This is a genomic window from Burkholderia sp. E168m23 (assembly GCF_016586125.1).
In the GTDB taxonomy this organism is placed as follows: domain Bacteria; phylum Pseudomonadota; class Gammaproteobacteria; order Burkholderiales; family Burkholderiaceae; genus Burkholderia; species Burkholderia orbicola.
Genome location: NZ_BCPP01000183.1, coordinates 1 through 8,878, shown reverse-complemented (window position 1 = coordinate 8,878; position 8,878 = coordinate 1). Strand labels below are relative to the sequence as shown.

Here is an 8,878-nt window from a genome sequence, read left to right as displayed (position 1 = left end):
CGGAAGCCGCGCTGTACCGGCACTTCGCCAGCAAGGCGAAGATGTACGAAGGGTTGATCGAGTTCATCGAGCAGGCGCTGTTCGGGCTCGTCAACCAGATCGTCGCGAAGGAGCCGAACGGCGTGCTGCAGGCCCGCACGATCGCGCTGACGATGCTCAATTTCGCCGCAAAGAACCCGGGCATGACGCGCGTGCTGACCGGCGAGGCGCTGGTCGGCGAGGACGAGCGGCTCACCGAGCGCGTGAACCAGCTGCTCGACCGCATCGAGGCGACCGTCAAGCAATGCCTGCGCGTCGCGCGCACCGAGGCGCAGGCGCCCGATGGCGCGACGCCGTTCGTGCTGCCGGCCGACTACGATCCCGGCGCCCGCGCGAGCCTGCTCGTCAGCTACGTGATCGGCCGGTGGCATCGGTTCGCCAAAGGCGGGTTCCAGAAGCCGCCGGGCGAGCAGGCCGATGCGCATCTGCGGTTGATCCTGCAGTGACCGGCGCGTGACGGTACGCCCGCCATGCGCCCGAATCCGGGCCTCGCAATTTCCGCTATACTTTGCCGACTGTCGCCTCACGGGCGGCAGGTCGGAAGCGCGCCGATTTGCTGACTCGATTGCGGGCGCGCGAACCGGCCAGGGCGTGGCTGTGCGCTTGCCTTGGCGGTTCACTACAAATGCGGCTAAAGAGGTCGTCAGCCGCGCACCTTCGCCTCCGCGCATCGCCGACACCATTTAGCCGCCCAGTCATAAGGCGGAACGAATGGAATCGATCGGCATCGTCGCTCCACAGACCATGCACTTCGCCGAACCGCTGCGCTTGCAAAGCGGCAGCGTGCTCGGCAACTATCAGCTCGTCGTCGAGACGTACGGCGAGCTCAACGCCGCGCGCTCGAACGCGGTGCTCGTCTGCCACGCGCTCAACGCGTCGCACCACGTCGCCGGCGTCTACGCGGACGATCCGCGCAGCACCGGCTGGTGGGACAACATGGTCGGCCCGGGCAAGCCGCTCGACACCAACCGCTTCTTCGTGATCGGCGTGAACAACCTCGGCTCGTGCTTCGGCTCGACCGGCCCGATGAGCATCGATCCGTCGACCGGCAAGCCGTACGGCGCCAAGTTTCCGGTGGTGACCGTCGAGGACTGGGTGCATGCGCAGGCGCGCGTCGCCGACGCATTCGGCATCGAGCGCTTCGCCGCAGTGATGGGCGGCAGCCTCGGCGGCATGCAGGCGCTCGCATGGAGCCTGATGTATCCGGAACGCGTCGCGCACTGCATCGACATCGCGTCGACGCCGAAGCTGTCCGCGCAGAACATCGCGTTCAACGAGGTCGCGCGCTCGGCGATCCTGTCCGATCCCGATTTCCACGGCGGCGACTACTACGCGCACGGCGTGAAGCCGAAGCGCGGCCTGCGCGTCGCGCGGATGATCGGTCACATCACGTACCTGTCCGACGACGACATGGCCGAGAAATTCGGCCGCGCGCTGCGCCGCGCCGACGGCGCGCTCGACGCGTACAACTTCAGCTTCGACGTCGAGTTCGAGGTCGAATCGTACCTGCGCTACCAGGGCGACAAGTTCGCCGACTACTTCGACGCGAACACGTACCTGCTGATCACGCGCGCGCTCGACTACTTCGATCCGGCGAAGGCGTTCGACGGCAACCTGACGGCCGCGCTCGCGCACACGCAGGCGAAGTACCTGATCGCGAGCTTCTCGACCGACTGGCGCTTCGCGCCGGCGCGTTCGCGCGAGATCGTGAAGGCGCTGCTCGACAACAAGCGCACGGTCAGCTACGCGGAAATCGATGCGCCGCACGGTCACGACGCATTCCTGCTCGACGACGCGCGCTATCACAACCTGCTTCGCGCGTATTACGAACGAATCGCCAACGAGGTGGGAGCATGAACCAGCAAGCACTGAACTCCCTGTCCGCGCGCGCGGACTTCCGCACGATCGCGCGCTGGGTCGAGCCGCGCTCGACCGTGCTCGACCTTGGCTGCGGTGACGGCTCGCTGCTCGCGCTGCTGATGGAGGAGCTGGACGTCACCGGCTACGGGATCGAACTGAACGACGCGGGCGTGCTCGCGAGCGCGAAGAACGGCATCAACGTGATCCAGCAGAACCTCGAGGATGGCCTGCGCCTGTTCGAGGACCACAGCTTCGACATCGCGATCCTGTCGCAAACGCTGCAAACGATCCACCAGACGGCCGCGATCCTGCGCGAAACGGCGCGCGTGGGCCGCGAGTGCATCGTGTCGTTCCCGAACTTCGGCTACTGGCCGCACCGGCTGTCGGTGCTGAACGGCCGGATGCCGGTGTCGAAGTCGCTGCCTTACCAGTGGCACAACACGCCGAACGTGCGGGTGCTGACGATCGAGGATTTCGAGGCGCTGGCGCCCGAAGTGGGCGTGACGATTCTCGACCGCGTCGTGCTGCACGAAGGCCAGCCGATTCGATGGGGAGCGAACTGGCGTGGTAGTCTTGCTGTCTATCGCGTCAAGCGCAGCTGAGCCGGGGAGCCGTTGACGGAAGATCCGGCCCGCCCACGCGCGCGGCCGCCCCTCCTGCGCCGTGCGCGCCGCCTGCGCTGCCGCCGCCGTCAGTCAACGCTACCCAGTTCCTGTCCATGTCGAAAACGCCACACGAGGCGCCCGCACTCACCGCTCACGAGGATCACCCCGGCTGGCGCGCCTATCTGAACACGCACATGCTGATCTGCGTGTTCCTGGGCTTCACGTCGGGGCTGCCCCTCTTCACGCTCGTCTACCTCGTGCAGGCATGGCTGCGCTCCGAGGGTGTAAACCTGAAGGAAATCGGCCTGTTCGCGCTGATCCAGTTCCCGTATACGTGGAAGTTCCTGTGGGCGCCGCTGATGGACCGCTACATCCCGCGCCTGCCCGGCTGGCGGCCGGGCCGCCGGCGCGGCTGGCTGCTGCTCACGCAGCTGCTGGTCGCCGGCGCGATCGCCGCGCTCGGCTTCGTGTCGCCGCGCGACTCGATCTGGACGGTCGCCGCGCTCACCACGCTCGTCGCATTCTTCGGCGCGAGCGCCGACATCGTGATCGACGCGTATCGCCGCGAGCTGCTGCGCGACACCGAGCAGGGCCTCGGCAACGCGGTGCACGTGAACGCGTACAAGCTCGCCGCGCTGATTCCCGGTTCGCTCGCGCTGATCCTGTCCGACCACCTGCCGTGGGACGCGGTATTCGCGATCACCGGCGCGTTCATGCTGCCGGGCATCCTGATGACGCTCGTCGTGCGCGAGCCGGAAGTGGTCGGCACGCCGCCGCGCAACCTGCGCGACGCGATCGTGCTGCCGTTCCGCGAATTCATCCAGCGCGACGGCTGGGCCGGCGCGCTGCTCGTCATCGCGTTCATCTTCCTGTTCAAGATCGGCGACACGATGGCCACCACGCTGTCGACGTCGTTCTTCCTCGACATCGGCTTCTCGCGCACCGAGATCGGCATCGTCGCGAAGACCACCGCGCTCGTCGCGAGCGTCGCCGGCGGCATCATCGGCGGCATCTGGCTCGTGAAGATCGGCATCGGCCGCGGGCTGTGGATCTTCGGCGCGCTGCAGATGGTGTCGACGCTCGGCTTCGCGTGGCTCGCGCAGCTCGGCCCCGGCTCGCCGGTGCTCGCGATGCTGTACGACTTCACGGTCGCGGCCAGCCACGCGCTCGCGTCGTTCATGTCGGTGTTCGGTATCGAGATCACGCCGAAGCTGAGCCCGATGACGGTCGCGCTCGCGCTCGTCTACGGCTTCGAAACCTTCACGACCGGCCTCACGATGGCCGCGTTCGTCGCATATATCGCGAGCACGACCGACCCGCGCTACACGGCCACGCAGTTCGCGCTGTTCACGAGCCTCGCGTCGGTGCCGCGTACGCTCGCATCGGCCGCGAGCGGCTTCGTCGTCGCGAAGATCGGCTGGTACGACTATTTCATCGTGTGCACCGCGCTCGCGGTTCCCGGCATGCTGCTGCTGTTCAGGATCGCGCCATGGAACGGTGCCGCGCGCGACGGCGAGGCGAGCCGTGCGCGGTAACCGCCTGCATCGTCTCGCACGCGTGACGGCTGCGTTGAGCGTCGGCGCCGCGGCATTCACCGCGACGAGTGCGCACGCGACCGACATCGGCGCGACGGCTGCGGGCTCCGCACCGGCCGCCGCGCAGGCGACGCCGCCCGCCCCCGCCACGTCTGCCGCGCCCGTCCCGCCGTCCGCCGCCGAAGGCGCGCAGCCGACCGGCGCCGCGGTGCCGGCGAAGGCCTATACGCCGACGCCGCAGCAGGTCCGCTACGGCAACGCGATCGCGTTCCGCACGCTGATCCCGTCGCCGCTGCTCGAACAGCTCACCGCGAACGAATACGCGCAGATCGTGCAGACGGCCGCCGACAGCAACCGCCTGCTGCCCGCGAACCAGCCGCGCGTGAAACGCCTGCGCGCGATCGTCGCGAAGCTCGCGCCGTATTCGGTGAAGTGGAACGACCGCGTGAAAAGCTGGGCGTGGGACGTCAACGCGATCCGCTCGCGCGACATCCGCCTGACTTGCCTGCCGGGCGGCAAGGTGCTGGTGTACGGCGGCATGCTCGACCGCGTACGCCTGAACGACGACGAACTCGGCGTGCTGCTCGCGCACGGCATCGCGCATGCGCTGCGCGAACACGCGCGCAGCAACTTCAGCGTGACCTCGCAGACGTCGCTGCGCGCGGCCGCGCTGCCGCCGCTGTTCGGCGTCGGCGATCCGCTGCCGCAGGCGCTGAATCTCGGCGAGCGTCTGCAGTCGCTCCACTACGATCCGACCGACGAAACCGAAGCCGACGTGATCGGCGGCGACATCGCCGCACGCGCGGGCTTCGATCCGCGCGCGGCGATCACGCTGTGGGACAAGCTCGCGGTCGCGACGCGCGCGAACAAGGCGTCGGGCTTCATCTACACGCACCCGTACAGCGCCGCGCGCCGCCAGGATCTGCTGAACCGGCTGCCGGACCTGATGCCGCTGTACGCGAAGGCGACGGGCAAACGCGTCGAATCGCTGCCCGACTATGCGGGCATCAGCGCGCAGCGGCGCAAGATCGTGCGGCGCTGAGCCGCCGCGCGAGACCCGGGACGCTATGCGTCCGCGTCGGCCATCGCCGGGCGCACCCCGCTGTCACGCATCCAGCGCACATCATCCGCGGGGCTGCGGCCGAACAGCCGCTTGAACTCGCGACTGAACTGCGACGCGCTCGCATAGCCGACCCGCGCGGCTGCCGCGCCGGCGCCCAGTCCGTCGCGCACCATCATCAGCCGCGCCTGGTGCAGCCGCGCGGTCTTCACGTACTGCATCGGCGACGTCGCCGTCACGTGCTTGAACTGCGCGTGAAACACCGCGAGGCTCATCCCGGCTTCGCGGGCAAGCGTCTCGACGTCGAGATCGGCCCTCAGCTCCGCATGGATGCGCCGCAGCGCCTTCGCGATGCGGCCGAAATGATGCTGCTGCACGAGCGCCGCGCGCATCGCGTCGCCCTGCTCGCCGGTCAGCACGCGATACGCGATCTCGCGCATGATCGCCGGCCCCAGCACGCGCGTGTCGTGCGGCGACGCGAGTGCTTCGAGCAACCGCACGACCGCATCGGCCAGCGGCGCGTCGAGCGGCGTCGAATAGACGCCGAGCGGCTCGCTGATCGCCGCGCCGAGCGTCTCGTCGAGCAGGATCGCGAGCTCGGCGATCACGGCGAGATCGACGCGGATCGAGATCGCGAGAAACGGCTCGTCCATGCTCGCGAAGGTTTCGCATTCGAACGGCAGCGGCACCGACAGCACCAGGTATTGCTGCGCGTCGTACACGAACGAGCGGTCGCCGAGATAGCCGAGCTTGCGACCCTGGCACACGACGATGATGCTCGGCTCGTACAGCACGGGCATGCGCGGCGCGGGACGGCTCACGCGGAGCAAGCGCACGCCGTCGAGCGCCGCGAGCGTGTCGCCCTCGTTCGGCGCGAGGCGCGTGTGCAGCTCGATCATGCGGCGCTGCACGCGGTCGCCCGAGTCGGCAAAAAGGGGCTGGAAGCTCATCTGCGTGGTCCTGTCCGGCAAGAGAATCTGGCTCGCAATTTAGCACCTTGAACGCGTTTTGACGGGCGTTCGTGCGCAATTCAAGAGGAATAGGCAAATCTTCCAGACCTTCATGTATTTCGCCGCGGCGGTGCGCTCCTTACGATAGGCACCTGTCTCGCCGCATCGCCACATGATGCGACGGCAGTCTGTTTCGCCGGATCTTTTCCGGACAAGGAGCCTTTGCATGAGCACGACCTATGCCTACGCGGCGACCGATTCGCAATCGCCGCTCGCCCCGTTCGAATTCCAGCGTCGCGCGCTGCGCGACCTCGACGTCCAGATCGACGTCCTCTACTGCGGCGTCTGCCACTCCGATCTTCACCAGGCGCGCAACGAATGGCGCAACACGATCTACCCGGTCGTGCCGGGCCATGAAATCGTCGGCCGCGTAACCGCGACCGGCCCGCAGGTGTCGCGCTTCAAGGTCGGCGAGCTGGTCGGCGTCGGCTGTCTCGTCGATTCGTGCCGCACCTGCGCGAGCTGCGAAGAAGGCCTCGAGCAGTATTGCGAGAACGGCTTCGTCGGCACCTACAACGGCCAGGACCGCGTGACGGGCGACATCACGTACGGCGGCTATTCGACGCAGCTCGTCGTCGACGAGGCGTTCGTGCTGCGCGTGCCGGACACGCTCGACCCGGCCGGCGCCGCGCCGCTGCTGTGCGCGGGGATCACGACCTACTCGCCGCTGCGGCAGTGGAACGTCGGCCCCGGCAAGAAGGTCGGCATCGTCGGTCTCGGCGGCCTCGGCCACATGGGTGTGAAGCTGGCGCGCGCGATGGGCGCACACGTCGTGCTGTTCACGACGTCGCCGTCGAAGATCGAGGACGGCAAGCGGCTCGGCGCGCATGAAGTGGTGATCTCGAAGGACGAAGCGCAGATGAACGCGCACCTGAACAGCTTCGACTTCATCCTGAACACGGTCGCCGCGCAGCACGACCTGAACCCGTTCCTGCACCTGCTCAAGCGCGACGGCACGATGACGCTCGTCGGCGCGCCGGAGCACGACCATCCGTCGCCGCAGGTGTTCAACCTGATCTTCAAGCGCCGCCGCCTCGCGGGCTCGCTGATCGGCGGGATCGCGGAAACGCAGGAAATGCTCGACTTCTGCGCGGAGCACGGGATCACGTCCGATATCGAGACGATTCCGATGCAGCAGATCAACGCCGCCTACGAGCGGATGCTGAAGAGCGACGTGAAGTACCGGTTCGTGGTGGATATGGCGTCGCTCAAGCAGTAAGCCGCGCCAAACGAAACGGGCCGCATGTTCGACATGCGGCCCGTTTTGCGTCATCGCGTCATCCGGCTACGCGCCAGGCGCCACCCAGCGCATCACTTCTGGTAGTCGTAGTCGATCGTCAGCGGCGCGTGATCGCTGAACTTGATGTCCTTGAAGATCGATGTGCTTTTCGCGGTCCCGGCCACGCCCGGGGTCGCGATCTGGTAATCGATCCGCCACCCGACGTTCTTCGCGTACGCCTGGCCGCGGTTGCTCCACCACGTGTACTGCTCGGGGCGCTGATCGAGCGTGCGGAACACGTCGACGTAGCCGACGTCGTCGAACAGCTTCGTGAGCCACTCGCGTTCTTCCGGCAGGCAGCCCGAGTTCTTCTGGTTGCTCTTCCAGTTCTTGATGTCGATTTCCTTGTGGACGATGTTCACGTCGCCGCACAGGATCACCTCGCGCTTCTTCTTCAGCGCCGCGAGGTGCGGCATGAATTCGGCCATGAAGCGGTACTTCGCCTGCTGGCGCTCCTCGCCGCTCGAACCGGACGGCACGTACACCGACACGACCGACAGCTTGCCGTAGCGCGCCTCGACGTAGCGCCCTTCGGGATCGAACTCGCTGCTGCCGAAACCGATGATCACGTCATCGGGCTCGCGGCGGCTGTACACGCCCGCGCCGCTGTAGCCCTTCTTCTCGGCGTGGTGGAAATAGCTCTTGAAGCCGTGCGGCTCGACGAATTCGGCCGGCAGGTCGTCGGCCGACACCTTGATTTCCTGCACGCATACGCAATCGGCGTTCTGTTCGCCGAGCCAGTCGAAGAAGCCCTTCTTCGCGGCGGAGCGGATGCCATTCAGGTTGGCGGTAATCACTCGCATCATGTCGGGTTCCGTTCAGTTCGATGTTTTTACAGGGGGGCAGCTTAACGGATCTTCACGCCTTCGAGCTCGGGCTTCGGCGGCGGGAATTCCAGCTTCATGTCGGTCATCGTGCGCAGCAGCAGCTCGGCGATCATCACGTTGCGGTGCGTCTTCGAATTCGCCGGGATCACGTACCACGGCGCATGCTCGGCCGACGTCGCGGCGAGCGCGTCGCGGTATGCGGACTGGTACGCGTCCCAGTGCTTGCGCGCGTCGAGATCGGAGATGTCGAATTTCCAGTGCTTGGTCTGGTCGTCGATGCGCGCCTGCAGCCGCGCGCGCTGCTCGTCCTTCGAGATGTGCAGGAAGCACTTGATGATGGTCGTGCCGTTCTCGAACAGCATCGTCTCGAAATCGCGGATCTGCCGGTAGCGGCGCTCGCACTCCTTGTCGCCGATCGCGCCGAGCACGCGCGGCACCAGCACGTCCTCGTAGTGGCTGCGGTTGAAGATCGCGAGCTCGCCCGCCGCCGGCACCTGCGCATGCACGCGCCACAGGAAGTCGTGCGCGGCCTCGATCGGCGTCGGCGCCTTGAACGGCACGATGCGCAGGCCGAGCGGGTCGACTTCGCGAAACACCGCGCGCACGGTGCCGTCCTTGCCGCTCGTGTCCATTCCCTGCAGCACGAGCAGCACGCGCTTCTTC

Annotated in this window: 9 protein-coding genes; 6 read left to right on the top strand and 3 right to left on the bottom strand. The window is 67.1% G+C overall.

The window, feature by feature from the left end; translation table 11 throughout:
- The 5 genes from slmA to JMF90_RS12135 all read left to right on the top strand — a co-directional run.
- A partial coding sequence (gene slmA / locus JMF90_RS12155; protein ID WP_201325132.1) for a nucleoid occlusion factor SlmA occupies window positions 1-485 on the top strand: 485 nt, incomplete at its 5' end.
- 265 nt (window positions 486-750) lie between these two features.
- Window positions 751-1,896 (top strand): homoserine O-acetyltransferase, encoded by a 1,146-nt coding sequence (locus JMF90_RS12150; RefSeq protein WP_006477489.1) that lies wholly within the window; start codon window positions 751-753, stop codon window positions 1,894-1,896.
- Window positions 1,893-2,501: a methionine biosynthesis protein MetW gene (metW, locus tag JMF90_RS12145; RefSeq protein WP_006755281.1), complete on the top strand. Its 609-nt coding sequence runs from the start codon at window positions 1,893-1,895 to the stop codon at window positions 2,499-2,501. Before JMF90_RS12150 ends, metW begins: the two co-directional genes overlap by 4 nt.
- 116 nt (window positions 2,502-2,617) lie before the next feature.
- Window positions 2,618-4,039: an AmpG family muropeptide MFS transporter gene (locus tag JMF90_RS12140; protein WP_011546469.1), complete on the top strand. Its 1,422-nt coding sequence runs from the start codon at window positions 2,618-2,620 to the stop codon at window positions 4,037-4,039.
- On the top strand, window positions 4,029-5,081 hold the full coding sequence (locus JMF90_RS12135) for a M48 family metallopeptidase (protein WP_011546470.1): 1,053 nt from the start codon (window positions 4,029-4,031) through the stop codon (window positions 5,079-5,081). The genes JMF90_RS12140 and JMF90_RS12135 overlap by 11 nt, the downstream gene beginning before the upstream one ends.
- Window positions 5,082-5,104: 23 nt before the next feature.
- On the opposite strand, the gene JMF90_RS12130 is transcribed toward JMF90_RS12135, so the two are convergent.
- Window positions 5,105-6,049 carry an AraC family transcriptional regulator gene (locus JMF90_RS12130; protein WP_011694440.1) on the bottom strand — a complete coding sequence of 315 codons (945 nt, stop codon included), beginning with the start codon at window positions 6,047-6,049 and terminating at the stop codon, window positions 5,105-5,107.
- Between the two features lie 226 nt (window positions 6,050-6,275).
- On the opposite strand from JMF90_RS12130, the gene JMF90_RS12125 reads away from it, so the two are divergent.
- A complete protein-coding gene (locus JMF90_RS12125; RefSeq protein WP_011546472.1) occupies window positions 6,276-7,328 on the top strand; it encodes an NAD(P)-dependent alcohol dehydrogenase in 1,053 nt (350 codons plus the stop codon).
- A gap of 92 nt (window positions 7,329-7,420) precedes the next feature.
- Here the strand turns inward: JMF90_RS12125 and JMF90_RS12120 are convergent, their stop codons facing one another.
- Together JMF90_RS12120 and JMF90_RS12115 are read right to left on the bottom strand one after the other, a co-directional pair.
- A complete protein-coding gene (locus tag JMF90_RS12120; RefSeq protein WP_006477482.1) occupies window positions 7,421-8,194 on the bottom strand; it encodes an exodeoxyribonuclease III in 774 nt (257 codons plus the stop codon).
- Window positions 8,195-8,235: 41 nt separating this feature from the next.
- Window positions 8,236-8,878, bottom strand: a 643-nt coding sequence (locus tag JMF90_RS12115; RefSeq protein ID WP_201325131.1) for a PPK2 family polyphosphate kinase, incomplete at its 5' end; no start/stop codon positions are given.